This is a genomic window from Enterococcus sp. 3G6_DIV0642, from assembly GCF_002140635.1.
Classification (GTDB): domain Bacteria; phylum Bacillota; class Bacilli; order Lactobacillales; family Enterococcaceae; genus Enterococcus_D; species Enterococcus_D casseliflavus.
On sequence record NZ_NGLH01000001.1, the window covers coordinates 2909188 to 2935899 of the forward strand.

Genomic DNA, 26712 nt, shown 5'->3' on the forward strand with positions numbered 1-26712 from the left:
TAATTGTGAATAAAAAAAGACACCCAACCGGATGTCTTAATTTTTATTTGTAAATGACTAAAGCAGAGTGGTTTAATTGCGTACTGCTATTACGCGTATAAGCTTGTGTCTGGTACTTAATATCAATAACTTCTTTTTCTTGTTCTGCTAATTCAGATAGAAACTCGTTTAGTTTCTGTTCAAAACCAATTTGGCTTGAACTTGAAATAACTTTAACTTCCATGCTATCACCTCCAATTAAGATAAGCATACTCTATGATGGAAATGAAAACAATTACAAAAAGACAGCACTAGCGAATTTTGAAATGAGATGATCCACCTCTTTCAAAAAATTGTGCTGTCTTTCGTATCCGTCAAAGAAGTAAAGCGATGAGGGATTAGCCCCCTTTCGGTATTTGGATTATTGTGAGTAGTCCAACAACCGACTCTCCGTTTCTTCTACGCTATTACTATAACCTGTTTAAATCAAGAAATATACACAGGCTTTGAGGTCGCATTTTGTGGCAATGTCAAAACAAACTTAATTGATCCTGGTCTGCTGAATAGTAATCCATTTCTTCTTGCTTCTTCAACCGTTCCTCTCGCCTTGCCTCATATTCATCCACGAATGATAATGTCTTGCGAATCTCTGTAAGCCGCTTTCTTATATAAGATACGCTGTAACCTGTAGCATCTGCTATATCATAAACATCCATGTCATCAATATACTTTAACTTTACAATTTGGACGTCTGCTCCACTGAACGAATCGATCAACTCCATCAGTTCTGTTTTTTCTTTTTCAAGCAGCTCTAATTCATTCTCTATGATTCTGATGTTTTCTTCCAACGATGATGATCTTGAATTCTTTTCAAGGCGCACGTTTGCTAAATCACCGTTGACCCATCGATCTAATTCCAACCTACTCTTGTTAAGATTCCATTTCATGAAGAGTATTTGTTCTTCTAAGTCTTGGTAGTTTTTAAGCCATTGAAATCTCACAAACGCCACCCCTTTATGGTAAAATAGTCTTGTCACAGGTCACTTACCCAAAAGGTAGTGGCTTTTTTATTTATCAAAATGTGAGCCATGTTGATGTTCTTCATCAATGATTAAACTCTTCAATGTCTTACCAAGGACTTTTTTATTTATGGTTCCGTTCGCCTTGGCTTTTTCTAGTAACTTACGCTTCTTCTTTTTTACTTTCGATTTTTTCTTTGGCAATGGCTTGCTTCTCCTTTTCATCTAATTCTTTACCAAAAATCACACTTGCGAAAACTGTGGCAAAAAGTGCTATGGCTACTAACACTGCAAAGTCCATCATTTATCCCCCTAGCCGGAATGATTTACTCATAGAATTACGAATCTGATTTGCAATACTGCTCGAAACATCTATCTCCATTCCGGAACGTCTCAGCATATTGGCAGAAACACTTGGTCCAACTATTAATCCCTCATTCAATTGTCTTCCGGTTATATATGATCTGGCTACCTCATACAATTCACCTTGAGGGACAAAATTAAACTTATATATTTCAAAAAATCGGTCATTACTCACTTGAAAGAAATCTAATGCCAATTTGAATTTTGAATGTCCTTTATATGTGCCGTATTTTTTTATTAAATATGCTCCCCGATCATCATCTGCCTTGATTTTATCTTTCTGCTTGTCATTCATTTTTTTACTGGCTTCTGATTCTGAAACATTCTCAATGGACATGATCCATATTTTTTCTAAGCAAGCTTTAATGACTTCTTCATCGTTCGAATTCATACCATGCAAAGCAATTCGTGCTATTTCTTTTAACATTTGTTTCATCCTCCACTTTCCATCGCATCCCTGACTAACGGATCGTTGATAATAATCTTGTACTTCATCTGCTCATGCTGCAGCTGCTGTTCTAGCTTCACAATCTGCTTTTGCTGGTCCACAATTGTATAGGATAGCCAACTTACGGCTGAAATCGCTGCTAGTAATAATACAAGGATAGTTTTACGATTCATCGGCTTGCTCCTGCTTTAAATTTGCTACCAATTTATCAAAATCAATTGGTTCGCTATATTCATGAAATAAATCTAGTTGATCTACAATGGGTTCATTTTCTCTCAGGATTAGCTTTTCAAATTCCATTTGATCACGAGCCTTCTCGTATTTTTCATCAACTGGTATAAGTTCAACCAAATCCTGAAAGTTAACTCTCTTGTTTGGATCATAGCTTTCGAAAAACTCTTTCCAAGTCACCTTCACTCGTCTGCCGGTATCATTTTTTACATAAACTAGGTAACCACGAGTATATTTCATGTAAAATTGTTCTTCTGCCATTATTTCACCTCTAAATGACGATCCTTTAAAACTTGATGTAGAACCAAGGACACTCGGTTTATCATGTTTTCGTCTTGCTCTTCAAACCCCGCTTCATAAAAAATAGCGTGCGTCAGTTCATGCACAAAAGTTTGTTCCTTTCTGGATTCTGACAATGTCTCAAGAACTTGAATTGTATTTTCATGATAGAGACAGACCCCTTGAAAGTTTCTGTCTCCATCAATTTCAACAAACGGCACTTCTTCAACTTTATATGTCATACCAGCTACTTTGATGCTATTTGGTATCATGTTTGCTAACCTCAAATCTTTTCCAAAGGAAATTGTCATCAACAACTAGTTTATGAATCAATTGACTTTCCGAACATACATCATGCATATCGATATTTTCTAACTCTGTATTGTGCTTTTCTTCTAGATCAGTTACGTCGACTTTATAAAGTTCGATTACATCCTCCAAATTTTCGATATCTTCAGTATCTAGAATGTTTTTAATTTTAACTGATGCTTCTATTTCTTTGTCGTAGTATCCGTGTACTGTTCGAATGTTGCCTCGCTGATGAATTAAGGAAAATCTGTATCTTGGATCAAAATCTATAAATGTCATTTTTCCCCTCCGTTCATTTATCGCTGACGATTGCTGAATTCGTTGCTTGTCCAACAGCTCATCACAGAAAATCATTCCACCCAAGACCTAAGCTATGCATATAGCAAAATTCGTCACACACAAGGTGTCTTTTATGGTATTCATTCTTAAAGCTCAATTTGTTTCCGCATTCTGAACAATGAAGTGTTACTTTTTTATCTGGATAACCGTTTTCGATTAGCCAGTTTTTAAATTGTTTGTTTTTTTGGCGCCTGTTCATCACTCTTCCTCCTGTTCCAAAGTTCATGCTTTCTATCCCATTCGATAGAAAAGACTTCATGCCCTGCTTTCTCAAAAGCTTTTCCGATGGATCTGGTACCGGCAAATAATTCTAATACTTTCAAATCCTTACCTCCTTCAGTTTGCTATTTTGGTGGTTAGTGGAATCAGATCACACTAATTTCATCAATTTCATAAATGTTGTACCAGTTAGGTAAATATTTGTGCTTTATGAACCAGTTTTGAATTAAGTCATCTAGTTCTTCCCTGTGTTCTTTTGTTACATCATCTAAATAGTCTTCGGCAAATTCTCCTCCATTTTCATAAGCAGCTTCCTGTATACGTTCTAGTAAATCATCAACGTTGAAAGGTATTCCTGGACAGAACGCTTGTCCCACAAAAAAGCTAGTTACAACTTCTTCTGGTGTACTTCCCATTTCATCATCCAAACACTCGTCTTCTGGATTCTTGTTAAAGGTTTTAATTGACTCAATACCAAATCTCACGGCTTCTTCTTTAGTGTCAAAATATTCAGTGGCTTGCCAACGCTCTTCATCCACAGAACACATCCATTTTTCGTGCATTTCTTTACTCATTTTCTTCTCCTCCTAGTTGGTAATATCTTCCGATTCTGGAATTATTTCAGATCACTGGATTTAACGAAAACACCATTGACCATCTTTCCAGTCCGTCCTTTGATTTCGTCATAAGCAAAATTCAAACATTCGTACAAGTCCATATCATTTTGCATTGCCAAGATGATCAAGGTTACTACTACATCGCCAATACCATCTCTTAGTGCATCTCGATCGTTTCTTGCTAATGCAGCTGCAACTTCACCAGTTTCTTCGACAACTTTCAACATTTGTTTGCTAGAATCTGCTTTATCCAATCCTTTTTCTTTTGACCATTGTTCTACTAATTCAACTAATTCATTCATAATTTTCCCTCCAATAATTATGCTTAATCAAAGTCAACTTGCTCTTCAAAGGATTCAGTCCAATCCTTATAACGGTAAGTCCTTCCTTGCTTATCTTCATGACCATAACGTAATAAATCGTTCATCGTTCGATTTGCTTTTTTGCACTTCCGACATACGTCTTTCCGAGTACCTGTGAAAATCACTTCGCCTTTGTAAATAACCTCTACAATTCGCAAATGGGATTGCTCCCCTCTCCAGAGTTCAATACGCAATGCTTCCAGCTCTTCCTCGCTTATTGGATCAATCTCTCGATCATCAAGGTTAGATAGATAAAGTAATCGTTGTAGTTTTAAAGCACGTTCTCTGTGACGCTTCTTTTTTTCATGTTCTTTCTGCTTCATCGCCTGTTGATTCTGTTTCATGTTGATCACCTCCTGCATCTGCTGGCTTATATACATATTCATAAGGCTCCCACTGCTTATTTCCGAGAAGGCGATAGTACTTCCCTGCAAGTGTAATAATAAAATGATAGGTATCTGCCTTTTCCGGAACGTAACATCTTGCATAGTATTGACGGTAATTCTTGGTATTGTTAGAAAAATACTCAACCGTCCATCCTCGTACCTCGCAAAACATGGTGAATTCGACACGTGCTACTTTGAAACTGGTTATTCTTTCATCCATAGGATCACCAATTCGTTTTATTCAGAAAATCGATGTAGCCCGGCGTAGCAACCTGATATTCTTCCAACTCTTCTTCAAGAATGTACTGACGACCATATTTTGCTTTCATGTTCTGCCAATCACTCCATGGGATAAACCCAACGGTCTTTTTGATCATGCAACAAACACCTGCCATCGCTCCTAATTTTTGATGGAGATCCAACAAGGCCGCCTGATTTTGTGTGATCACTGATTTTTTTAATCGATCCGTTGTGGTCATCTTCGCTTCAAAAACAATGGCACGTCCATCCCTTAGAGTTCCTTTGTAATCAGGTTGAGCTTTACCAATCGGATAAACGATCATGCTGCCATCGCCGATTATTTTCTTAACACGAAACGGTTCAGGCGTTTTTTCAATTAAAGCAATTTCTTTTGTTCTGTAGTACCAACAACCTTGATCAATCATTTTTTCAAAGATATCGCCCAAATCATTGTTGACTCTATTTTGGTAATTTCTTGAAGACATCGTTTCTACCTACTTTCTGCATTAGTTTAGAAATAAATCCTTCTTTGTCATTTTGACCAAATGTATCTAGTGTTCTACGGTAAATGCGCTCATAGTGTGCTTTATCTTCAAAGCAAACGAATTGTGAATACCGATCGCTCTTAACTATTCCTGCGTATGCTGAATGATCATTTAACTTGTTTGATGCAGCATCGCAAATTTGCTGATTTTGAAGAAACCGGATTTCCTTTTCTTCTGATTTGATTTCCAATGTTTTAATACATGGAGAAAATTTCCCTTTGTTTTGATCATCAATGTTTAACATCAAAAAGACTTCCTGCATCATGTCGATACAATCTGATTTATCAAAGCAGGCGACCAGATACGTCTGTTTATTTTCCATTTCTACCTCTTTCTCTATCCATCATCATTTCTGAACAGTTCGATTTTGAAATACCATCCACGATCCTCATCGTAAATTTTCAATATATCTCCTAAAATTCGGTATTGAGGAAACCTCTTAAGAATTTCCTCTGCTCCATCATCGTTGGACATACCTAATTTATTTAGTTTTCTAAATGACCAATAATCATCGTTGGTTGTTTCGTGTGGTTCTTTAAGGTTTCGACTCTTGGACCATCGCTTTTGACCTTTCTTCCACTGGCGATTTTCCCATTTCTCTTGACCAGTTAAATAATTGACCAAGCCTTGCATCCCATCTGAATCGTATTGAATGTTTTGCACTTGTCTTCGACCAAGAGGCTGTTTCTTCTTTCCTCGTCCTTTAGACCAAACACTCTCGATTGCATCCCTTGATGGTCCATTGTTTAAAACGATATGGTGATGGATTCGAGTGATATAGCCTACTTCCTCATCGTATTGATAAGAGGTAAACCACATGTACTTGAGTTCGAACCCTTCTTTCTCATAGAGTCTTTTTAGTTTTTTCAAAGTGTTTTCTTGATCACGCTTGGCGTCAGCAGGCTTTTCAGGTAGAAATTGATCAGAATAAGTGAAGGTTGCATAGTAATCTTTTTCTCCAAAGTTTGCATACAGGAACAAAGCAGCCTTTCGTTTACTTTGGGCTTGATTCCATCTTGCTTGAGATAAGCCAGTTACTTTCTTTCTCCTACCTCTGGGTTCTCTGCATTTTCGTTCTTGCTCGATCGTCCTACTGTAAAGTCGGATTTCTTTATATGGTCCTGCTTCCACTCTGCGTTCTCTAACAAATGATTTCTTCATGACAAACACCCCAGAATTTTCTACGTCCGTTAAGTTAGTATCTAATACAAGGACGATAAAACGCCGAAATAGCAGCGTTTTTTGCAAAAACAGTCTGAGGATGGTATACTTATCTTGTCGGAGATAAGAAATACCATTCTCAGAAGTCGCCAGTTTTGGCGGCTTTTTTTATTGTTCTGAAAACTGGAAAAGAACCTTTTCTTCGGTTGGTTTTCCCAGATGAAAAACATGGTGATACAACGTCCTTCCACGCAACTGAAATGTTTCTACTCTACCTCGTTCAGTTTTCGCTTCAATACTGTATACATAATTCTCGCCACGTTTCCTCATACGAACCTGCATAACAATTGCAGGCATTTTTTCTAAGTAATCGATCGCCTTTGATAACATCTACATCACCCGCAACTTTCACTCATACTGGATTCCGCCCTTTTTAACCAGATCCGGTAACAAATTTGGGATGGCCATTTGTAACTTTTGAAACTGATCATCTGAAACAACGAAATATAAAGCAATTGTTGGTGTCTCATCGCTATCAAATGAACGATCTTCTACTTCACATGTCGATTCAAACTTATTCCAGATAATCGACTTATTTTTTTGAGTGTATGGTTTAACATACATTCGACTGGTTGTGAAAATAATTTCTCTTTCTTTAAACATCTAGTTACCCTCCAATCATTAATAGGAAACAAATAGCTAACAAAATACCGTTTAACAATAAGCTGGCATAAGCAATCCCTTGTAATTGACGTGCTTTATACAATGGATTGTCATGGAGCGTAGCTAACCATTTCTTATTCACAAAATCACCACTTCCCCGTTTAAGTTAAATTTTTAGCGATTAGTCATTTTTAAATCCTTTTAGTGTATAATCTCCTTAGAGGAGGTGAAAAATATGACTTATACTACCGGAGAAAAACCCGGAAAAGGAACGTATACTTGTAACTCTTGTGGTCAAAAAGTAACTCTTGATGATCACACGGACACGCTTCCACCGTGCCCGCGCTGTGATGGCTCAACCTATACGAAATAACTTTTCCTTGGCGGCTTGCACCTAAGCTGCCTTTTTATGTTTTACGAAGTAACATTTTCCAAATAACATCATCCATCTACATGTGAATTTACCTTCTTTTGTAGAATATTTTGTCCTGAAAATTCCTGTTTTCATTCTTCTCACCTCCTTTCAATCTGACATGATATTTGCCCAGTTTTCTTGCAAATACTTCGCCATTTATATTTTCAATTTTTTAATTGGAAAAATAAATTTAGCAACGCTATGATCAACGCACCCACAGCAATGGTCATATTTACGAAATCGTCCCAGTCGCGCCGTTCTTTATCAGTTGGGAACGGCTTTTGGGAATAGTTTGTTTTTTTTTGGTATCTTCACACTTCCTACCTCACTTCCATCGTTCTATTTAACCGATTCTGATAAATTAGATCTTGATAACTCCTCAATTCCCGAATCGATAAATCTCGTTGTGATTCGGTTAACGGTCTTTTGCGATCATTAAGTTGATCGTGTAAACTTCTAATTTTTTCTATAATAAGATCATGTATCAGTAGTTCTTGGGATAATGTGTATTTCATTTGATTCCTCCTATTTCTACATGCTGGCGGGCATTAGATTTTTTTATTGTTTAGGAATCTTTTTATATCATCACGGTCAAATCTAGTTTCCTTACCAAAAGGTATTTGAGGTAATCCCTCAACAATCCATTCGTTAATCCGTTCTTCACCAATCCGGAGAATTTGTTTTACTTGCTTCTTTGTTGGATATGGTGGAAGGTCTTCAGCTTTGATCGATTCCCCTACCTTTTGGAGAACCTTAGCAGCAATAACTGCTGCTAATTCTTCCCCAAATGATTCTGGCATTTCTATTGGTGCTGTAATGATTGCCATAATAACCACCTCGATATATTTTTATTGATCACTTTGCTCGTGTAGCGTTTTTGCGACTTTATTACCAAAAAAAATTTGAATAGCTTCTTCCCCAGATAGTGGCACTACTGCCGTAATCTTTTGCGCTTCTTCTACAGAAAAACCTTTCCCCTCGCCCTTTAACTTTCTGTAGAAAGTACTTCTATTTACACCAATAAGCTCTGCTACTCTCTGTTTTGTGTTCCTTTGTTCGATAATCTCATCCAACCTTTCAACATCAACTGGCATGATTTCACCTCCTAAATTTGTCGCATTATTGCAACTCACATTTTTATAATACAAGCGATAAAAAGAATTGTCAACATATTTGTTGCATTTTTGCGATTGTTTTGTTGCATTTTTGCAACACATCTGATAGTATTTGATTAAAGATAAATTATGGAGGTATTCAAATGGAAGTGGGAAAAAGAATAAAGCAAAGAAGAAAGGAGTTAGGATACAATGCTGATTACCTAGCAGCTAAATTAGGTGTCTCAAGATCCACCATATTTCGTTATGAAAAAGGGGAAATAGAAAAGCTTCCTACAGAAGTTCTAGAAAAGTTAGCAATTTCTTTGGATACAACCCCAGGATATTTAATGGGTTGGACAGAAAAACCTCAGGACAAGTTACTGAACATTTTTAATCAATTAGACAATAGAAAACAAGATGAGGTTTACAACTTTGCTAAATTTAAGCTTAACGAACAGAAGAAGGAGATTTTCACTATAGCTGCTCACTCAGAAGATCCTAATAGAATGGTTTCAGATGAGGATCTTAGAAAGATAAATTCATTTCTCGATGAGATGGATAATAAATTTGATAAAAAGTAGGTTTGTTTATGGATGATTTTGAAGTGCTTCTGTCAAATGTTGCTGCTGAGTTACCAGTTATTGAAGGTCCTGTTGAAAGTGTAACTAGCTATACTGCTTTATATAGAAACGGAAGAATTTATTTAGAAAAAAATAAGTCCAATAGAAAAAAGAAAGTTGTTTTGGCTGAAGAGTTCGGTCACTATAAAAGAACCGTTGGAAATATTCTTGATTACAAAGCTGATGGGGCATGGAAAGAAGAGTGGAAGGCTAGAAGGTTTGGAATTGAGATGTTAATCACACTTGATGATCTTTTAGATTGCGCTTTAAACGGTTGTAATAATATTTATGAATGTAGCGAGTTTCTAAATGTGACTTTTGATTTTTTTGAAGATGCACTTATACATTACTTCAACAAGTATGGCAAATATCATTACCATCGCAACTATAAATTTACATTTGACAACGAGTACCTATTTGTTGAACCCATTAAAGTTTTCGGATAATAAAAAGCCTTCTAGAAGGTGCAACTTCTAAAAGGCCTACTCATTTCTGAGATTGTACAAATATATTATATCAAAGAAATAAGGAGGAAGAAATGAAGGGTATATGGAAAATTTTAGCAATCATTACAGGTGCGTTTGTGGCGTTGTGTGTGTTTATCTTGGTGGCAGCCGCATTATTCGGTACTGATGAAAAAGAAGCAACTGCCAGTAGTGAATCCACTACAATCATGACTATCGAAACTAGTGAAGTTAATTCCGACGAAACAATTGTACTATCAAACTTTATCAATAGGTTTTACGAATACGTTGTAGCATACGATGCAATTCCTAATGAGAGCGGTTCTAAAACTACAGCTTGGGAAGAAGTAAAAGGATCCACTGTCGAATGGTCAGGAAAAGTTATTGATTCATCTGATGATAGATTATATGTAATTGCTGATCAAAAATACGAAGACGGACTTACCTGGTCCGAGGTCTCCGGTACAGATTTGGCTTATTATGTATTTATCGCTAAATTTGAGGATGGAAAAACTATTTCTAATTATTCAAACGGTGACCAAGTAACCCTATCTGGCATTTTAGAAAGTCGTGGCGATAAAGAATTGAAATACAATTGGGATATTGTTAATTCTTCAATAAATTAAAAACATGCCCATCGACCAAAGTAAGAGCGTGCTGAAACAAATTAAACACATATCTTTTATTTTGGGCCCAATCATATTTAATAGATAGCAAGATAAATTCAACTTAGAAATGGAGAAATAATAATGGAAGATAGAAAGTTTCAATTTTATGTGGTAGCTATACCAGATGAATTTACTATATTGGTAAACGGAGGAAGAAATTATAATGAAAGTATTTATGAGAGTAACTTGCAATACATCGAAGAACCTATAAAAGTTGGTGATTCCTTATCTGTTGTAATTCCTGGAACAGAAATTTTTGATCCCAAAACTAAATCTTCTCTAGGTTTCTATGATTATGTAAAAGAATCTTTAGAAGTCACCAAAATCCACTGGGATTTTTTCGAGTGTGCAAAAATAACTAAAACACCAAATGGAGTATTGGGTTCCCTTTCCCCGATGTTCGGATCTTCAGAAAATAAATTAGCGGAGCTGAAAGTTAATAACAAAGATCTCATTGATACAGACTCTTTTGATTTTTCGGAAAAAATTTCGATTGGTGATCCGGTTAGGTTCAATTATTGACATATACGATTATTTTCGGTAACATATGGTTAATTGCAATGGTCGTTGTAGTAAGATGGCTGTGGAATAACCTCTGTTTCCGAAAGGAAAGGAGGTTATTTTTCTTTGCATCCAGATAAACCTTTTATGACGATAGACCAACAGATTGATATTATCTCTTCTAGAAACGTAAAAATTGAACGTGATTTTTTCACTTATGAGTCATTATCTAGCATTTCTTATTACACACTTATGAATGGATACAAAAATACTTTTTTAGCTGGTGAAGATGATGATTTTGCAGATGGTACAACATTCGAGATGATTTACACATGTCATTGGCTTGATATTTCTCTTAGCAATATTATTTTGAAATATATATTGCTTATCGAAAAATCTTTAAAGACAAAATTATCTTATGTTGTTTCTGAACGTTTCGGTGTAAAAGAAATAGAATACTTGTATTTTAAAAACTATGCAAATCCGAATGCTTCAAGAAGTGGCACAATTACTGATATTAAAAAGGTTCTGTCAAAACCCAAAAAAAATAGTGTAACAGCATATTATAAAAATAAAAAAAATCATGTTCCTCCTTGGATACTGGTTAATGATCTGATGTTCGGGTTAACAATTCAATGGTACACAATTTTGAAAGGGTCTGAAAAAGAATACATCTGCTCAGACATATTCAAACATTTTAATCTTATTTTAAGTACCGAGCATCAAAAAGAATTTTTGAAAAATGGCCTAATAATGGTTAAAGATTTTAGAAATAAAGTTGCACATGGAAGTCGAACATTAAATTTGAAACTTCAAAAACAACTTCCTATGAATTCTCTATTTTTTATGATAGAACAAGATACTCTCACAAAAGAAGAGTTTAACAACGGACTCGGAAAAAATGATTTATTTTCTGTTATGCTAATTATATTAATTCTTCTAAATGATAATTTTCAATTAAATAACTTTGTTACTGAGTTAGACTTTTTACTCACTCCTTATGCGGAAAGAAAAACAAACTTCAATGGAAAAAATATTTATCAGCTATTTAATCTTCCAGAAAATATAATTGATAGGATGAAATCCGTTAATGATTTAAAAAGAATGTAGACATCTTTCTATCCTATATAATTTTTATTGGTCTTACTTTTTTTAATTTCCTAATAGACATACAGAAAGGAGTGATGCCACCTCGTTCTACATGCTGGCGGGCAAAGAAAGGACGATGAAAAATGATAAAAAAGTATAAAAAGAAAGATGGAACTAATGCCTATATGTTTCAAATCTACTTAGGTGTAGACCCTATTTCTGGCAAAAAGAAACGGACTACAAAACGAGGGTTTAAAACGCAGCAGGAGGCAAAGCTTGCACTTGCTCGTTTACAACTAGAATCAAAAGAACCTGATTTCATCACTGAAACAACAAAAACATTTGAAGAAGTATGTAATATGTGGTTAGAACAATACAGAAACACGGTTAAACCTAGTACTTACACTATTCAAAAGGTTGCGATAGACAAACATATTCTCCCTTTATTTGGTCATATCCGAATGAGTAAGATTACTATTCAATTTTGTCAAAAACAGGTAAATCATTGGTTTAGTTACTATAAAAAATACTCCAACTTAATTGGTATCACGACATCAGTATTCAATTATGCTATCAATATTCGGTTGCTTAACAATAATCCAATGGACGGTGTAATTCGACCAAAAAAACAGCAAAAAGTAGATGAAGAGGACTACATCGCTCCTTTCTATGATCGTGAACAGTTGCTTACTTTTTTGTCGGTGGTAAAAGAAAATTATTCAGAACAATTATTTGTGATGTTTCGAATTCTTGGGTATACGGGTCTTCGCAAAGGAGAATTGCATGCCTTACGTTGGAAAGATATTGATTTCGATAAGAAAACTCTTAACGTCAAACAAACACTAGCAACTATACAGAATTGGGAATTAGTTTTTCAGCCGCCGAAGACAAGAAAAAGTATTCGTACTATCTCTTTGGATGATGAGACGCTGGGTCTGATAAAAAAATGGAAGTTACACCAACAAAAATTTCTTTTTCAGTTTGGCATAAACTCATTATCTCAAGAGCAATTGCTCTTCCCTTCTACTGAAAACAAACCGCTTTATCTAGATTACCTGAACCATAATCTTTCGAAAATCCTGAAAGAAAATCGTTTGCCTAAAATGACTGTCCACGGATTTAGACATACTCATTGTAGTTTACTATTTGAAGCAGGTGTTTCAATAAAAGACGTGCAGGAACGAATGGGCCATACTGATATTAAAACTACTATGAACATATATGCTCACGTAACTGAACAAAGAAAAGAAAAAACTGCTCATGACTTTGCAAATTTCATGGCAAACGGCAGCCCAGATCCAGATAAAAATACTAGGGGTAGTCAAAGGGGTAGTCAAATGTAAAAAAAGAGGTTTCCCTATAAATAGGAAAACCTCTAGAAAGCTGATAAAACAGCCCTTGGACAATGTTTGTCTTATTCTGCAGCGTTTGTGTCTTTGAGACCGTATTTTTTGTTGAAACGGTCCACACGTCCGTCTGCTTGTGTGAATTTTTGACGTCCAGTGTAGAATGGATGTGAATCAGAAGTTACTTCGACACGGATCAATGGATACGTGTTGCCGTCTTCCCACTCAACAGTTTCTTGAGAATTCTTTGTAGAACCTGATAAGAATTTGAAACCAGTAGTTGAGTCCATGAATACAACTGGATGATAATCTGGATGGATATCTTGTTTCATTTCTTCTTCTCTCCTTTGCCCTGGCTCATTTGCTTCACCAGAGTTGATTTGTCGATTTTACAACATGACTATCTTACCATGTTTGGTTTTTAGATGCAATTATCTTTTTATATTTCTTTTTTGCCGTTTGTCTCCGAAATGGACATCATGAAAAGCCGCTAAAAATTCTTCATTGTTCTTCGTTTTACGCAAGAATTGAATGAATTGTTCTGTGAACTCCAAGGAATCCCCCAACATGTTGTTGCGTAAGCGCCAGGTTTCTTCCAATTGCTCGCTGCTCATCAGCAATTCCTCTTTACGGGTACCAGATTTCTTGATGTCGATCGCTGGGAAGATCCGACGTTCTGCTAAGCTGCGAGAAAGCTGCAGCTCCATATTGCCGGTTCCTTTAAACTCTTCATAGATGACATCATCCATGCGGCTGCCGGTATCCACCAGTGCGGTGGCAAGAATCGTCAAACTGCCGCCTTCTTCAATATTACGGGCAGCACCAAAAAATTTCTTTGGTTTGTACAAAGCAGCTGGATCGATCCCGCCGCTTAGTGTACGTCCGCTTGGCGGTACCACTAAGTTGTAGGCTCTTGCCAAACGAGTGATACTATCCATCAGAATCACGACATCACGCTTGTCTTCTACCAAACGCATCGCCCGTTCTAGTACCAATTCAGAAACACGGGTATGGTTGCTAGGCTGCAGGTCAAAGGTTGAAGAAACAACATCGCCTTTGACACTGCGTTCCAGATCAGTCACTTCTTCTGGGCGCTCGTCGATCAAAAGAACGATCAATTCCACCTCAGGATAGTTGTCAGTGATCCCATTGGCAATTTCTTTCAAGATGCTGGTTTTCCCAGCTTTAGGCGGAGCAACGATCAGTCCCCGTTGGCCAAAACCCACTGGCGACAGCATGTCGATCATCCGCGTAGAAAGGCGTCCTGACGTTGTTTCTAATTTTAAATGACGATTCGGATAAAGCGGCGTCAGCGCTGGAAAATGCGGACGCTCTTTGGCATCTTCTGGATCTTTGCCATTAACAGACTCAACGTGCATCAATCCATAATAGCGCTCAGATTCCTTGGGCGGGCGCGCCTTACCGGCGACTTTATCACCATTACGCAAACTAAACCGACGAATCTGTGATGAAGAAATATAGATATCTTCTGCACTCGGTCCGTAGTTGATTGGGCGTAAAAAACCGTAGCCTTCTTGGCCTACGATATCCAAGATTCCTTCCATATAAAAGAAGCCTTGTTTTTCCGCCTGCGCCCGTATCACAGCCAATGACAATTCTTTTTTATTCATCTGGCTGTAATAAGGAATTCGAAACTCTTTGGCAAAGGTGTAGATCTCTTTTAAGGTTTTGTTTTCCAACTCTGCCATCGTAAGATAATCGCTCATAATTACTCCTCTATCATTTGAATATCAGCTCCAAGAGCCGTTAGTTTTTCGATGATATGATCATAGCCGCGCAAAATATACTCGACATTAAAGACGCTGGTCGTGCCAGTCGCCATCAATCCGGCAATGACAAGACAAGCTCCTGCTCGCAAATCAGAAGCGACAACTTCTGCTCCGTGCAATTGGCTCGGTCCGCTAACAAAAATCATGTTGCCTTCTGTCGTTGCTTGTGCGCCCATCCGTGCTAATTCAGGAATATGGTTGACCCGTTTGGCGTAAATCGTGTCCATGATCTCCGACGTTCCTTTTGCTTTTAGCAATAATGGTGTGATCGGCTGTTGCAGGTCTGTGGCAAATCCTGGATAAGGATAAGTTTTCACAGTCGCTGGTTTCAAGTCTTTTGAGGGATGCACATAGATTTCATCTTCGCTGATATCCATTCGCACGCCGATTTCTTCCAATTTCGCAATGTAGCTTTCTAAATGCTCATAAATCACATTTTTGACAGTAATGCCTTCCCCCGCTGCTGCGGCTAAAGAAAGGTAGGTTCCTGCTTCGATCCGGTCTGGAATGATGGAATGACGACAACCGTGCAATTCTTCCACGCCTTCGATACGAATTTCATTGGTACCTGCACCTCTGATTTTCGCTCCCATATTATTTAAAAGGGTCGCAACATCAATGATCTCAGGTTCTCGTGCGGCATTTTCAATGATCGTTTTGCCTTTGGCTTTTACTGCTGCCAGCATCACATTGATGGTTGCTCCGATGGAGACCATATCTAGGAAGATACGTTCGCCAGTCAAGCCTTCTTCTTCGGTACGCAAATACATGGCACCATGTTCGTTGGTGACTTTTGCGCCAAGTGCTTCGAAGCCTTTAATATGCAAATCGATTGGTCGCGGACCTAAGAAGCAGCCGCCAGGCAACCCAACGACGCCTTCACCAAACTTCGCCAACAATGCCCCCATGAAATAGTAAGAAGCTCGTAGACTATTGATTTTTCCGTTAGGCATCGGGATCGAAACGATGTTTGTCGGATCGATTTCTAGCGTATTGTTTTCAAAATGGGTCTTCACACCCATGATTTCGATAATCTCAATTAATGAGTGCACATCTTGAATGTCAGGCACTCCTTCTAAAATGACCGGTGAATCAGCTAAGATCGCTGCCGGGATCAATGCGACTGCACTGTTTTTTGCGCCGCTAATGGTGACTTCACCTTTTAAGGGACGATTGCCGTTGATGACAATTTTTTTCATGGAATTCCACCTATACTCTTTTTTAATTTATGTGTATCATTCCAATTTTAGCACAGATCACTCAAAGAAAAAAGATGCAGGATATTTTTGATCCCCGCATCAAGAATATTTTCTTGGAAAGCAAAAAAACTCTTAGAATCGGTGATTCTAAGAGTTTTGATCTTTGATTAAGATTAAGCTTTACCAGCTGAACCGAACCAGTCGATGTGTTCTTCTGCATCTTTAACGATTGCAGCAACACCTGGTGCTAATAATTTACGAGGGTCGAATCCTTTACCTTCTTTATCTTTGCCAGCTTCGATGTATTCACGAGTTGCTTTAGCAAATGATAATTGGAATTCAGTATTTACGTTTACTTTAGAAACACCCATTGAGATTGCTTTTTCGATTTGGTCTTGAGGAATACCAGAACCACCGTGTAATACTAATGGTACATCAGAACCTACTGCATCAGCGATTGCTTGTAAGTGGTCAAAAGCAAGGCCTTTCCAGTTTTCAGGGTATTGACCGTGAATGTTACCAATTCCGCAAGCTAGGTAATCAATACCAGTTGCAACCATTTGTTTACATTCTTCGATGTCAGCTAATTCGCCAGAACCGATGATTCCATCTTCTTCTCCGCCGATTGAACCAACTTCACACTCAACAGAAACGCCTTTTGCGTGTGCTTTTTCGACAACTTCTTTAGCCAATTTCAAGTTTTCTTCAAATGGTAAGTGAGAGCCATCAAACATAACAGAAGTGTAACCAACTTCGATACATTCCATTGCTGCATCATAATCACCGTGGTCTAAGTGGATTGCAACTGGAACAGTGATGTTCATTGAATCAACCAAGTTTGTAACGATGTCTTTAGCAACTTTGTATCCGCCCATATATTTGGCAGCACCCATTGAAGTTTGGATTAGAACTGGCGCTTTTTTCGCTTCAGCAGCTTTTAAAATCGCTTGTGTCCATTCTAAGTTGTTTGTGTTGAATCCGCCGACTGCATATCCGCCTTGACGAGCAGCTTTTAAGAATTCAGCTCCTGATACTACTGGCATAAAAAATTCCTCCTAAGTTTTGAAAAACTTTATTTGTTAAGCAATGCTTAACCGACAATGCTATTTTAGCAAAGATTTGCGGTATTTGCTACTAAAAAGAGGAATTTCTCTTTTCAAAAAAAGATTGCACAAATATAAAAATCCAGCATTTTCATCATCTTTTCTGAAAGTCTAGGATTCTGTAAGGTTTTGCTCTTCTGTCTGTGGTCGTTAGATAACAAATCGGCATGTGAAAATTCGAGAAAAATTTCACATATTTTTTCGTTATTTTATCATAATCTTCCAGCAAATCCTTTCTTCTTCTCTTTTGAGCATAAGAATAGCCTTGTGAAAGCGGCTATATTATTATGTAAAAAAGGAGGGATAAAATGAAAAAAGCGCTTATTGGATTTTTGGCAGTCATCGGAGTTCTTTTCTTGGCAAGCTGTAGCTCGGGGGCCAAGGAAGAAACCAAAACATTCACAATGGATCAAAATGGGGTTTCGATGGAACTGGTCTTCACTTATGAAGGCGATAAAGTAAAAACTCAGACTGCGAACAATGTCATGCCTTATTCAGCGATCGGGGTAACGACTAAAGAAGAAGCACAAACCGTGCTTGATCCGATTGCAGAACAGTATCAGCAAGTCAAAGGGTTGGACTATTCCCTCGACTATACAGATAGTGAAGCGACTGAATCATTGACCATCAATTATGATGAGTTGGATTATGATTCAGCGAAACAATTGCCTGGGGTTAGTTTCGAAGGAAACACCGAAAATGGGATCAGCATGGAACGTACAGAGGAAATGCTCTTAGATCAAGGGTATAAGCTAAAAGAATAATCCTCTCTAGGCACCAGCAAATCAACATGGGTTTCCCGCTGGCGGATTTCATTCAAACTGCTAGCGAAAAAAATAATGCATCAGCCAAAAACTTCCGGTCGTTTTGACGGAAGTTTTTTGTGTGCAGAAATGGATACCTTCTACCAACGCTCATGCAAGTTTCAACCTTTTACGGACTACTGGGATGGCGCAACTCAAAAAAACTCCCCATCTTGAGATGAGGAGTTTCGCACATTCATTGCTTGGTTTGCAGCTAGCGATTATTATGGTTGGCGGTTATCCAATGAAGCTCCAACAAAGGCTTTGATCAAGCGTTGTGGGCGAGTTGGACGAGAAATCAATTCTGGGTGGAATTGGCAACCCACGAAGAATTTGTTTTCTGGGATCTCAACGATCTCAACCAAACGATTGTCTGGTGATACACCTGAGAAAACCATCCCGTTTGCTTCAAAGATTTCACGGTATTTGTTGTTGAATTCATAACGATGACGGTGACGTTCTTGAACAACTTCTTCTCCGTCATAAGCTGCAGCTGTTTTGGTGCCTTTTTTCACTTTACATGGGTACAAGCCTAAGCGCAATGTCCCACCTAAGTTTTCGATGTTTTCTTGGTCAGCCATCAAATCAATGATGTTGTTGGCTGTTTCAGGATCGGTTTCTGCGGAATTGGCATTTTCCAAGCCAACGACATTGCGGGCATATTCCACACAAGCCATTTGCATCCCTAGACAAATCCCTAAGAATGGCACATCGTTTTCCCGAGCATATCGGATCGCTTCGATTTTTCCTTCAATCCCGCGATCACCGAATCCACCAGGAACGAGAATACCGTCTACTTCACCTAAGTAAGAATCCACGTTTTCTCGTGTGATTTCTTGGGCTTTGATCCAATCGATCTCGATGTCAGCATCAAAGGCAAAACCAGAATGTTTCAAAGCTTCGACAACTGATAGATAAGCATCTGGCAATTCCACGTATTTTCCGACTAATGCGATGCGTACTTTTTTCTTCAAATTCAGTACCTTTTCTTCCAATGCTTGCCACTCGGTCATGTCAGCAGCTGGTGCAGTCAGTTTCAAATGATCACACACGATTTGATCCATGCCTTGCGCTTGCAGTGCCAATGGGATCGAATAAAGGGTCTCAACGTCACGAGATTCGATCACGGCTTCTGGTGCCACGTCACAGAATTGTGCCAATTTGTTTTTCGTTGATTGTCCTACGGGTTGTTCTGTCCGAACGACCAAGATATTTGGTTGAATCCCTAAGCCGCGCAGTTCCTTCACACTATGTTGTGTCGGTTTGGTTTTCATTTCGCCTGCTGCTTTCAAATAAGGAATCAGCGTCGTATGGATGTACATCACATTGTCTGAACCTACGTCTGCTTTCATTTGACGCAAAGCTTCTAGAAATGGTAATGATTCAATATCCCCTACTGTACCGCCGACTTCTGTAATGATCACATCTGAATCAGTCATTTTGGCTGCCCGCATGATTTTTTCTTTGATCTCGTTGGTGATATGCGGGATCACTTGAACAGTCGCGCCTAAGTATTCTCCTTTACGCTCTTTCCGCAAAACTTCTGAATAGATTTTTCCAGTTGTTACATTTGAGTATTTGTTCAAATTGATATCGATAAAGCGTTCATAGTGACCTAAGTCTAAGTCGGTCTCTGCTCCATCATCGGTTACGAATACTTCACCATGTTGGTATGGGCTCATCGTTCCTGGATCGACGTTGATGTACGGATCGAATTTTTGAATCGTTACTTTCAAGCCGCGATTTTTCAACAGACGTCCTAATGATGCTGCTACGATCCCTTTACCAATAGAAGAAACCACACCGCCGGTTACAAAAATATATTTTGTCATAAACTGAAAAACTCCTTTAATCTATTTTACAGGAAAAGCATTTAGAAAATAATAAAAGCTCCCTATCCATAAATGAATAGGGAGCGAAAATTCTAAATCACTTTCTGACTCTTGTAAAGAGTGCCCAAACAGAATGATACATTCTCACCTAGCAAATGTCAAGAAAACTTTATTTGATTTTTTCAGAAAAAAACGAAGTTTCCAGACAAACCGCTTTACTTATTGATACAGCTGGTTCCTTCTTTTTCTCGACTAAATTCTATGGTTATTCTTTCTTAAACAACCTTCATGTTTTCTGCACAACTTTTTGCAAATTTTTCATTGCTTCTTACGAAATCGTTGAACTCTCTTTGGCATAATACAAAGTGTAGATGAAGTCTGGCGCTTTACTCGTTTTGGTAAAAATGATCGGAACGTATTTCTGGTTATTTTTGGCAAAGACGAGGTGCAGGTTCGATTCCTGCCTTCTACGCTAGTGATGCGGTTGAAAGGGAGCTCTGAGGATCAATCGCAGCAATCCTTAGACTATTGTTTCACCAACGAAACAAAATCAACGTTCGTCCAAGCATTTGCTGAAGCCTTGCTATAAACCCCGATTTCACAAACACCTGTTGTAATTGGAATGTCTTTGATTGTAATTTTTGTCCATTCACTGGTTTTATCAACCGCAGTATTTAGTTCCGCTCCACCATAATTTTTGATATATAACTGATTGGTATCAAACTCTCCCCCAGACATTACGTAGGCACTCAATGTGTAAGTTCCATCGCTGATGCCACTAATATTTTGATAAGCTGATGCCTCGTAAGCTTGGTCCTTCCAAAAAGTTAATTTGTAGTCTCCAAAAAAAGTCCCTGCTTCCGTTTTGATCGTACCTTCAGCTGTTCCTTGTTGAAACCACGTTTGCCAATCGGAAGGACTGGTCGTTGGTCCATCGCTCTCGAAACTTGCATTTTTAACCAGATTTGTTTGCGTCCCTGCTTGTTTAAACGCACGCAAGCTTGGCAAGGCGTTTCCAGCAAAATCAAACATCGCCTGGTTGTCCCATTCGTTTCCCATAGTGGATTGAACACCGAGATAATTCATACCTGCTTGTGTTGCCCAACTCACGTTTCCGTTGTACCAAAGAGGTTCCCAGTAAAAGAAGCCCGCCCCGCGATCATTCGGCACCGCTTGAATACGATCGGCTAGATCCAGCAAATACTCTGCTTGTCCTGACGGCGTTGGTTCATATCCCCCCGCCGCTGCTTCGGCTTCGCCAAAGGCATTTGGCATAGTATCTGCATTCGCTGTTGTATGCCCATAAGCTGTTTCAACTACGATCACTTCTTTGCCATACCGTTGACTGATCGTATTCATATTGGTTTGAAGTTCATTCATTGAACCGTGCCAATACGGATAATACGATACTCCAATTAAATCAAATGACACACCCCGACTGGTGATTTCATCAAACCACCAAGTAAATGCTCCTGTATCGCCACCATCAGCTAAGTGGAGCATTACTGGAGTTGTTTTAGGTTGAGTGTCTCGAACAGCTTGGACACCAGACTTCAAAAAAGTAGCCAATCGATCAAACTCTCCCCCGTCTTCTCCCCAAGACTTGCCATAAGGCCAGAGCATGCCACTATTCAGTTCATTGCCGATCTGAACCATATCAGGATAAACGTCTAGCTGCTTCATTTCCGACAGAACGTTCTTTGTATAGTCATACAATGCCGTATTCATTTCTTCAAAGGTCAGATCTTGCCACGCTTTAGGAACATTCTGTTTCCCAGGATCAACCCAAAAATCACTGTAATGGAAATCTAGCAACACGTTGAGTCCAAGACTTTTTGCTCGTTTTGCAAGGGCAATCGTCGTTTCCAGATCATTTGTCCCTGCCCCATAACTTTCTCCGTTACTATTATAAGGATCCTGCCACAAACGCAGTCGAACATAGTTGACACCATTATTTTTTAGAATCTCTAAGGCATCTTTTGAAATACCATCTTCATAATATTTTGCACCAGATTTTTCCATATCTGACAAGATTGAAATATCTGCTCCGCGAATAAACTCGCTGGCAGATGCTTCAACTGTTTTTGAAACAGCCCCCAAAGTCCCTATCACAGCTGCAAATAAAGCGACTTTACGCAACCAAGCTCCCTTTTTCATTCATTTGCTCCTCCTTTATTGAAATTGGCTCAGAATAAATTGAACGGCTTTTTCAGGATCTCTCGTTAATCCGATATATTCTGCTCCTTTTGTCGCAACCAGCTTGATTCCTAAGCGATCGGTATCTTCTTTGATATCATCATAGTAAGAATTGACTTGCGGTGCTAAGACCACCATATCAAAATCCTTCAGCATTTCGTAATGAGAACCATAAGCACCCGCCATTGCACTGATCGGTGCTTTCGATTCAGATGCACCTTCTTTTAAAGCATTAGCTAACATCGCACTTGTCCCTGCTCCAGCACAAAGCACCAACACATTGATTTCTTTATTTGTATCGCTGATAATTTGTCTCGCTGCCACAGGTACTTCCTCACGTATAGCAGCAGAAGCACCTTCTTCGGTTGCGATCACTTCCGCTTTTTGTGCTTCTTGCTCTACTAAAACAGCATCGTATGCTTTACAAAATGGTAGATAGATCAGGAAGTCAACGACGATTAGAACCGCTGCTAAAACAAAGGCTAACACCCCCATGCCTGTTCCTAGAACCAAACCGATCGGTGCCGGAGTTGCCCAAGGTAAAACGTACATAAAACTGTTCATGCCTAGCACATCGACAAAAAACTTAAACAAGCAAACGTTTACAACTGGTGTTAACAAAAACGGAATGAAAAAATAAGGATTCAAAATCATGGGTGCTGCAAACAACAATGGTTCATTGACAGCAAAACTTACTGGAATAAAGGAAGCTTTCCCGACTGCCTTCAATTGTTTAGACTTAGCAAAGAGTAAGAAGATAAAAGGAACGACCAATGTGGCCCCAGTTCCTCCCATAGTTCCTACAAAATTTCCTAAACCGACTGTCAGTACTTTTGAAGCTTGCTCACCGGAATTGAACAATTGCAGATTGGTTTCCACATTGGCATAGATAATTGCTGCAATTGCTGGTTCCACGATCGACGGTCCATGAACACCGACAAACCAAAATAGCGCCATCGCTCCCCAGATAATAGCGATTCCTAAATAACCGTCGGCTGCTGTGAATAATGGCTGCAGCACAGTAATGATTGCTTCTGCAAATGAGATTTGGAAAATTTGCCGAATACCTAAATCAATTAAAACGGCCGCAAATACTGAAAAAGAGAAAGGAAAAATATCTCGGAAGGTTTGCGAAATCGTACCAGGAACTTCTTTAGGCATCTTAATGGTAATATCTTTCAGCACACAAAACTTATATAAATTAACTGTTAAAAATGCAGCGACAAAGGACGCCAAAAGCCCCTTTGTCCCCATGTATTCCGTTGAAAATCCGCCTTCGATTGGAGAGACGCTTAACAACAGGAAACTTACCACAGAAGCCAGCATCACAGAAGTCGTGTTGATTACTTTGTTTTTCGGTAAGCGGCGATTCATCGAATCAGCCAAGCAGCGAGCAGTGGTTGCTGAAACAAGTAACCCTACAACCCCCATCGAATAATTATAGACTTTCCACAACCAAGTGGAGACAGCTTCAGGCCATTGGTAACCAAAAATCTCAGGAACCGCAGCAATCAAAATGAATATGCTTGAGAATAAAATAGCCGGCATCGCTGTTAAAAATCCGTCACGAACGGCTCCCAGATAACTATTGCGTGAGATTTTTTCAAAAAACGGTTTCCCTTTTTCGATTTGTTTAATGATTCCATCCATAGCGTTCTTCTCCTATCCTTGATTCTGCTTGTACAGTGCAATAAAGTCTTGAATCAGATCTCTCAGCAACAAAGTGGTCATTAAATGATCCTGTCCATGGATAAAAATGAATCCCATCTCCATCTCTTTTCCCGATGCTTCTTCCGCTAAAATTTTCGTTTGCGAATTGTGTGCAAGGGTTAAATTTTCGTCGGCTTCTTTCAGTGCTGAATCAACATGCTCAAAGTTCCCTTGTCTTACTTCTTTCAATAATTTCAATAATGTACTGCGAGCGTCCCCTGAATAAGCAACGATCTCAAAACCAAGCATTTGTAATTCCTCTTTATTCATCTTTTCTTCCTCCATTATTACTTATTAAATAATCGTTTTGGTTTCACTAACTAATTTGTACCAGTATGCTGACTCTTTCGGGTAACGCTTCTGGGTTTCAAAATCAACATAAAACAAGCCATACCTTTTGTTATACCCATTTGTCCATGAGAAAAGATCCATAAGCGACCACAAAAAATATCCCTTCACATTTACCCCAGCTGTTATCGCCTTGCTTAAGGATTCCAAATAGACTCTCAAATAGTCGATTCTCGGCTGATCCATAATGATGCCATCTTCAAACTGGTCTTTATACCCCATGCCGTTTTCAGTGATATAGATTTTGTTGTAATGCGGGTAATCGCTTTTAATTCGCAACAACAAGTCATAAAGCCCTTCTGGATAAATCAGCCAGTCCCAATCTGTTCGAGGAATTCCTTCTTTATAAATGCGTTCTCCGATCCCCTTCACTTTATAAACAGAGGTCCCTTTTTCACCCGTGCCATTATGATGGATCGCGTTTTCTCCATCGTAAGCTTTGACAAAATGGCATTGGTAGTGATTGATCCCTAAATAGTCATTACGCGTGGAGGCTTTTTTCAATTCGACAAAATCTTCTTCAGGAAAATGATAGCTGGCCTGATTTGCTTCACATATCTCATCAAGAGCAGTCAAGGTTTCAGTTGAATAGAAGCCTAAATAAGTAGCATCTAATAAGAAGCGGATCGACAATGCATCGTCTAAAAAGGCTGCATGCTTATCTTCTGGAGCATCTGTTGCCGCATATTTCGTCTCCAATGAGTGAACGACACCGATTTCGCCTGGAAGTTCGTTTTCTTTGAAATAGTTCACTACACGTGCATGGGCAACCATCATATTATGAAGACAGGCGATGATTTTTGTAAAATCATATTTGATTCCTGGCGGGAAAACGCCTAACAAATATTGATTGGTCGCAACAGGATAGATTTCATTAAAGGTACTCCACACTTTCACTTCTTTGAATTCATGAAAACAAAAAATGGCATAGGAAACGAATGCTTCTATTGTTTCTCGATTCAAAAAATCTCCCTGGTCAAACAAACGTTTAGGGGTATCAAAATGATGCAATGTCACAAACGGCGTTACGTTTCTTTTCGCACATTCTTCGAACACACGATGATAAAAAGCGATTCCTTCTGGGTTCGGTTCCCCATCACCATCAGGAAAAATTCGACTCCATGCAATGGATAATCTTAGCCCATTCACACCAAATCGTTCACACAATTCAATATCCTTTGCATATTGATGATAAAAATCACTTGCCGGATCGGGACTGAATCTACCCTGTTCCTCTAAAAAATCATCCCAAGCAACAGCGCCTTTGCCGCCTTCCTTAGTGGCTCCTTCAACCTGATAGGCTGCTGTGGCTCCACCAAAAATAAAATCTTCTGGTAATTTAAGCATGTACATCTCTCCTCAAATCTATAATCAGTTTCCACACTTTCTAACTGATTGAATTGTAATCGCATCCAAAACATTTGTCAACAAAAACAAACATAAATAATCACAAAAATCGAAAAAAAATGATAAAAACCATTGAAATAAACATGTATCACGCAAATAATTGTTTGTTTTTGTTCGAAACAGATTGACTGTTATCCGATTATATGGTAGATTATCCTTAAATTAGAGGTGAAGACGATGCTGAAAAAAGAAAGATTGTTTACTATCGTAGAAATGGTCAATAAAAAAGGAATCCTTACCGTTAATGAAATCATCAATCAATTAGATGTTTCTGATATGACCGTTCGCAGAGATTTAGATGAATTAGAAAAATCGGGCAAGCTGCTACGTGTCCATGGAGGGGCGCAAAGTCTTTCCTACACTTTAGATCAAGAACTTTCTCACACCGAAAAAGCCACTCTGCAGATTCAAGAAAAAAAAGAAATTGCTGCCGCAGCAGCCTCCTCAATTCAAGAAGGCGAAACAATTTTTTTAGGACCAGGTACAACAATCGAACTTTTGGCGACCCATTTACTGAACAAGAAAATTCGGATTATTACAAACAATTACCCGGTTTTTGATATTCTTGCGCAAGCAGATGGACCAGAAATTTTACTAATTGGTGGTGATTTCCGTAAAAATACCGGCGCATTTGTTGGACCAATCACCAACGACAATTTAAGAAGACTAAAGTTTACAAAAGCATTTATCAGTTCAAATGGCGTTCACAACGAAGCAATTTCTACTTACAGTACAGAAGAAGGAGAAGCGCAGCAGATCGCATTAAATAATTCTCGCAAGAAATATCTGCTCGTTGATAACAAAAAGTTCAATCGGGATGATTTTTATGTGTTTTATAATTTACATGATTTCGATTTACTCATTACGGATCGCCAGATCTCGCGAGAGGTTCAAGAGCACTATGCACAATATGTCGATCTGCAAATTGCTGATTCAACCGAAAATACCACTCTAGGAGCGTAAC

39 protein-coding genes are annotated in these 26712 nt (G+C 38.5%); 9 read left to right on the top strand and 30 right to left on the bottom strand.

What is annotated here, in order from left to right; genetic code table 11:
• Positions 1–43: 43 nt before the first annotated feature.
• The 19 genes from A5878_RS14030 to A5878_RS17565 all read right to left on the bottom strand — a co-directional run bounded on the left by A5878_RS14030 (position 44) and on the right by A5878_RS17565 (position 7302).
• A complete protein-coding gene (locus tag A5878_RS14030) occupies positions 44–223 on the bottom strand; it encodes a sporulation protein Cse60 (RefSeq protein WP_179190651.1) in 180 nt (59 codons plus the stop codon).
• Positions 224–509: 286 nt separating this feature from the next.
• Positions 510–980, bottom strand: a complete 471-nt coding sequence (locus A5878_RS14035; RefSeq protein ID WP_086295719.1) for a hypothetical protein — start codon at positions 978–980, stop codon at positions 510–512.
• A 181-nt stretch (positions 981–1161) separates the two neighbouring features.
• A complete protein-coding gene (locus tag A5878_RS17555; RefSeq protein WP_179190652.1) occupies positions 1162–1299 on the bottom strand; it encodes a hypothetical protein in 138 nt (45 codons plus the stop codon).
• 3 nt (positions 1300–1302) lie between these two features.
• The gene (locus A5878_RS14040; protein ID WP_086295720.1) at positions 1303–1788 is read right to left on the bottom strand and encodes a hypothetical protein; all 486 of its coding nucleotides are present in this window, start codon (positions 1786–1788) and stop codon (positions 1303–1305) included.
• A gap of 5 nt (positions 1789–1793) precedes the next feature.
• Positions 1794–1982, bottom strand: a complete 189-nt coding sequence (locus A5878_RS14045; protein ID WP_086295721.1) for a hypothetical protein — start codon at positions 1980–1982, stop codon at positions 1794–1796.
• On the bottom strand, positions 1972–2301 hold the full coding sequence (locus A5878_RS14050; protein ID WP_086295722.1) for a hypothetical protein: 330 nt from the start codon (positions 2299–2301) through the stop codon (positions 1972–1974). The genes A5878_RS14045 and A5878_RS14050 overlap by 11 nt, the downstream gene beginning before the upstream one ends.
• On the bottom strand, positions 2301–2591 hold the full coding sequence (locus A5878_RS14055) for a hypothetical protein (protein ID WP_086295723.1): 291 nt from the start codon (positions 2589–2591) through the stop codon (positions 2301–2303). The genes A5878_RS14050 and A5878_RS14055 overlap by 1 nt, the downstream gene beginning before the upstream one ends.
• Positions 2578–2907, bottom strand: coding sequence for a hypothetical protein (locus tag A5878_RS14060; RefSeq protein WP_086295724.1), 330 nt, complete (start codon positions 2905–2907; stop codon positions 2578–2580). The genes A5878_RS14055 and A5878_RS14060 overlap by 14 nt, the downstream gene beginning before the upstream one ends.
• Before the next feature lie 227 nt (positions 2908–3134).
• Complete coding sequence (locus tag A5878_RS17405; RefSeq protein WP_256925792.1) at positions 3135–3290, bottom strand: hypothetical protein; 156 nt, start codon at positions 3288–3290, stop codon at positions 3135–3137.
• A gap of 42 nt (positions 3291–3332) precedes the next feature.
• A complete protein-coding gene (locus A5878_RS14070; protein WP_086295726.1) occupies positions 3333–3761 on the bottom strand; it encodes a hypothetical protein in 429 nt (142 codons plus the stop codon).
• Between the two features lie 41 nt (positions 3762–3802).
• Entirely contained in the window at positions 3803–4105 is a 303-nt protein-coding gene (locus A5878_RS14075; protein WP_005233996.1) for a MazG-like family protein, read from the bottom strand.
• Between the two features lie 23 nt (positions 4106–4128).
• Positions 4129–4509 carry a hypothetical protein gene (locus A5878_RS14080; RefSeq protein ID WP_256925793.1) on the bottom strand — a complete coding sequence of 127 codons (381 nt, stop codon included), beginning with the start codon at positions 4507–4509 and terminating at the stop codon, positions 4129–4131.
• Positions 4469–4771, bottom strand: a complete 303-nt coding sequence (locus tag A5878_RS17560) for a hypothetical protein (RefSeq protein ID WP_086295727.1) — start codon at positions 4769–4771, stop codon at positions 4469–4471. Before A5878_RS17560 ends, A5878_RS14080 begins: the two co-directional genes overlap by 41 nt.
• Positions 4772–4775: 4 nt before the next feature.
• A complete protein-coding gene (locus A5878_RS14090; RefSeq protein ID WP_086295728.1) occupies positions 4776–5276 on the bottom strand; it encodes a Holliday junction resolvase RecU in 501 nt (166 codons plus the stop codon).
• Positions 5251–5658 carry a hypothetical protein gene (locus tag A5878_RS14095; RefSeq protein ID WP_086295729.1) on the bottom strand — a complete coding sequence of 136 codons (408 nt, stop codon included), beginning with the start codon at positions 5656–5658 and terminating at the stop codon, positions 5251–5253. The genes A5878_RS14090 and A5878_RS14095 overlap by 26 nt, the downstream gene beginning before the upstream one ends.
• Before the next feature lie 14 nt (positions 5659–5672).
• Positions 5673–6497 (bottom strand): hypothetical protein, encoded by an 825-nt coding sequence (locus A5878_RS14100; RefSeq protein ID WP_230321977.1) that lies wholly within the window; start codon positions 6495–6497, stop codon positions 5673–5675.
• A 168-nt stretch (positions 6498–6665) separates the two neighbouring features.
• Complete coding sequence (locus A5878_RS14105) at positions 6666–6887, bottom strand: hypothetical protein (RefSeq protein WP_086295731.1); 222 nt, start codon at positions 6885–6887, stop codon at positions 6666–6668.
• An 18-nt stretch (positions 6888–6905) separates the two neighbouring features.
• Positions 6906–7160: a hypothetical protein gene (locus tag A5878_RS14110; protein ID WP_086295732.1), complete on the bottom strand. Its 255-nt coding sequence runs from the start codon at positions 7158–7160 to the stop codon at positions 6906–6908.
• Positions 7161–7164: 4 nt separating this feature from the next.
• Positions 7165–7302 (bottom strand): hypothetical protein, encoded by a 138-nt coding sequence (locus A5878_RS17565; protein ID WP_179190645.1) that lies wholly within the window; start codon positions 7300–7302, stop codon positions 7165–7167.
• Between the two features lie 93 nt (positions 7303–7395).
• Here A5878_RS17565 and A5878_RS17835 point away from each other — a divergent pair, with 93 nt between their 5' ends.
• Positions 7396–7533, top strand: a complete 138-nt coding sequence (locus tag A5878_RS17835; protein WP_086295733.1) for a rubredoxin-like protein — start codon at positions 7396–7398, stop codon at positions 7531–7533.
• A 590-nt stretch (positions 7534–8123) separates the two neighbouring features.
• Here the strand turns inward: A5878_RS17835 and A5878_RS14125 are convergent.
• Positions 8124–8402: a helix-turn-helix domain-containing protein gene (locus A5878_RS14125; RefSeq protein WP_086295735.1), complete on the bottom strand. Its 279-nt coding sequence runs from the start codon at positions 8400–8402 to the stop codon at positions 8124–8126.
• 21 nt (positions 8403–8423) lie between these two features.
• On the bottom strand, positions 8424–8669 hold the full coding sequence (locus tag A5878_RS14130) for a helix-turn-helix domain-containing protein (protein WP_074536826.1): 246 nt from the start codon (positions 8667–8669) through the stop codon (positions 8424–8426).
• Between the two features lie 164 nt (positions 8670–8833).
• Between A5878_RS14130 and A5878_RS14135 the strand changes: the two genes are divergently transcribed.
• From A5878_RS14135 to A5878_RS14160, 6 genes are all read left to right on the top strand, one after another.
• Complete coding sequence (locus A5878_RS14135; RefSeq protein ID WP_086295736.1) at positions 8834–9253, top strand: helix-turn-helix domain-containing protein; 420 nt, start codon at positions 8834–8836, stop codon at positions 9251–9253.
• A gap of 8 nt (positions 9254–9261) precedes the next feature.
• The gene (locus tag A5878_RS14140) at positions 9262–9738 is read left to right on the top strand and encodes an ImmA/IrrE family metallo-endopeptidase (protein WP_086295737.1); all 477 of its coding nucleotides are present in this window, start codon (positions 9262–9264) and stop codon (positions 9736–9738) included.
• 92 nt (positions 9739–9830) lie between these two features.
• Positions 9831–10382 (top strand): hypothetical protein, encoded by a 552-nt coding sequence (locus tag A5878_RS14145; RefSeq protein ID WP_086295738.1) that lies wholly within the window; start codon positions 9831–9833, stop codon positions 10380–10382.
• Between the two features lie 123 nt (positions 10383–10505).
• Positions 10506–10946, top strand: coding sequence for a hypothetical protein (locus A5878_RS14150; protein ID WP_086295739.1), 441 nt, complete (start codon positions 10506–10508; stop codon positions 10944–10946).
• A 105-nt stretch (positions 10947–11051) separates the two neighbouring features.
• Complete coding sequence (locus A5878_RS14155) at positions 11052–12035, top strand: Abi family protein (RefSeq protein WP_086295740.1); 984 nt, start codon at positions 11052–11054, stop codon at positions 12033–12035.
• A 122-nt stretch (positions 12036–12157) separates the two neighbouring features.
• Positions 12158–13357 (top strand): site-specific integrase, encoded by a 1200-nt coding sequence (locus A5878_RS14160; protein ID WP_143353834.1) that lies wholly within the window; start codon positions 12158–12160, stop codon positions 13355–13357.
• A gap of 71 nt (positions 13358–13428) precedes the next feature.
• On the opposite strand, the gene A5878_RS14165 is transcribed toward A5878_RS14160, so the two are convergent.
• From A5878_RS14165 to A5878_RS14180, 4 genes are all read right to left on the bottom strand, one after another.
• Positions 13429–13692 (bottom strand): type B 50S ribosomal protein L31, encoded by a 264-nt coding sequence (locus tag A5878_RS14165; protein WP_005233979.1) that lies wholly within the window; start codon positions 13690–13692, stop codon positions 13429–13431.
• A gap of 99 nt (positions 13693–13791) precedes the next feature.
• Positions 13792–15087, bottom strand: a complete 1296-nt coding sequence (rho, locus tag A5878_RS14170; protein WP_005228301.1) for a transcription termination factor Rho — start codon at positions 15085–15087, stop codon at positions 13792–13794.
• 2 nt (positions 15088–15089) lie between these two features.
• Complete coding sequence (locus A5878_RS14175) at positions 15090–16349, bottom strand: UDP-N-acetylglucosamine 1-carboxyvinyltransferase (RefSeq protein ID WP_060791464.1); 1260 nt, start codon at positions 16347–16349, stop codon at positions 15090–15092.
• A 173-nt stretch (positions 16350–16522) separates the two neighbouring features.
• Positions 16523–17392, bottom strand: coding sequence for a class II fructose-bisphosphate aldolase (locus tag A5878_RS14180; RefSeq protein WP_005228297.1), 870 nt, complete (start codon positions 17390–17392; stop codon positions 16523–16525).
• Positions 17393–17760: 368 nt separating this feature from the next.
• Here A5878_RS14180 and A5878_RS14190 point away from each other — a divergent pair, with 368 nt between their 5' ends.
• Positions 17761–18216: a YehR family lipoprotein gene (locus tag A5878_RS14190; protein WP_005233973.1), complete on the top strand. Its 456-nt coding sequence runs from the start codon at positions 17761–17763 to the stop codon at positions 18214–18216.
• Between the two features lie 263 nt (positions 18217–18479).
• Here A5878_RS14190 and A5878_RS14195 read toward each other — a convergent pair whose 3' ends face one another.
• The 5 genes from A5878_RS14195 to lacG form a co-directional block, all read right to left on the bottom strand.
• On the bottom strand, positions 18480–20087 hold the full coding sequence (locus tag A5878_RS14195; protein ID WP_060791466.1) for a CTP synthase: 1608 nt from the start codon (positions 20085–20087) through the stop codon (positions 18480–18482).
• 525 nt (positions 20088–20612) lie between these two features.
• Positions 20613–22244, bottom strand: coding sequence for a glycosyl hydrolase 53 family protein (locus tag A5878_RS14200; protein ID WP_060791467.1), 1632 nt, complete (start codon positions 22242–22244; stop codon positions 20613–20615).
• A gap of 15 nt (positions 22245–22259) precedes the next feature.
• Complete coding sequence (locus tag A5878_RS14205) at positions 22260–23933, bottom strand: PTS lactose transporter subunit IIBC (protein ID WP_010749966.1); 1674 nt, start codon at positions 23931–23933, stop codon at positions 22260–22262.
• 12 nt (positions 23934–23945) lie between these two features.
• The gene (locus tag A5878_RS14210; RefSeq protein ID WP_010749967.1) at positions 23946–24263 is read right to left on the bottom strand and encodes a PTS lactose/cellobiose transporter subunit IIA; all 318 of its coding nucleotides are present in this window, start codon (positions 24261–24263) and stop codon (positions 23946–23948) included.
• 24 nt (positions 24264–24287) lie between these two features.
• On the bottom strand, positions 24288–25688 hold the full coding sequence (gene lacG, locus A5878_RS14215) for a 6-phospho-beta-galactosidase (protein WP_060791468.1): 1401 nt from the start codon (positions 25686–25688) through the stop codon (positions 24288–24290).
• A 237-nt stretch (positions 25689–25925) separates the two neighbouring features.
• Between lacG and A5878_RS14220 the strand changes: the two genes are divergently transcribed.
• The gene (locus A5878_RS14220; RefSeq protein WP_086295741.1) at positions 25926–26711 is read left to right on the top strand and encodes a DeoR/GlpR family DNA-binding transcription regulator; all 786 of its coding nucleotides are present in this window, start codon (positions 25926–25928) and stop codon (positions 26709–26711) included.
• The last annotated feature ends 1 nt before the right edge of the window (position 26712 follow it).